Source organism: Microbacterium umsixpiens (assembly GCF_053543675.1).
In genome coordinates, this window is sequence record NZ_JBLVOH010000190.1 from 1,387 (window position 1) to 1,970 (window position 584).

The 584-nt window shown below is 69.9% G+C and carries 1 protein-coding gene; it reads left to right on the forward strand.

The features are described from left to right. Nucleotides 1-91: 91 nt before the first annotated feature. A partial coding sequence (locus ACNPM4_RS17195) for an adenine phosphoribosyltransferase (RefSeq protein WP_448986490.1) occupies nt 92-584 on the forward strand: 493 nt, incomplete at its 3' end.

The following is a 584-nucleotide window of genomic DNA, read 5'->3' on the forward strand; positions in this document are numbered from 1 at the left end:
AACTGAGCAGTCACTCTATGGGAGCGCTCCCACGGTGTCAAGCCGTGCCCAACTGTGACGCCCGCTCCAACGGGAGAGGTACCCTTGCTCGGTGCCCGAAGCCGCCCTGTCTCCTGCCCTCGTCCGCGCCGAAACCCTGATCCGCAACGTGCCGGACTATCCGCAGCCGGGCATCATCTTCCGCGACATCACGCCGCTCCTCGCCGACGCCGAGGCCCTGCGGGTCACGACCGAGGCGATCATCGAGCCCTTCGCCGGCCAGTTCGACGTGATCGCCGGCATCGAGGCGCGCGGCTTCATCCTCGCCAGCGCCGCCGCGATCGCCGCGGGCGTCGGCCTCATCCCGATCCGCAAGGCCGGCAAGCTGCCTCGCCCCGCGGCATCCGTCGACTACGCCCTCGAGTACGGCACCGCAACGATCGAGATGCACGACGACCTGCCCGCCGGTTCCCGGGTGCTGCTCATCGATGATGTGCTGGCCACGGGCGGTACCCTCGCCGCCGGACGGGAACTCGTCGAGCGCCTCGGCAGCCACGTCGTCGGCATCTCGGTGCTGTTCGAGATCGACGGCCTCGGCGGTCGCG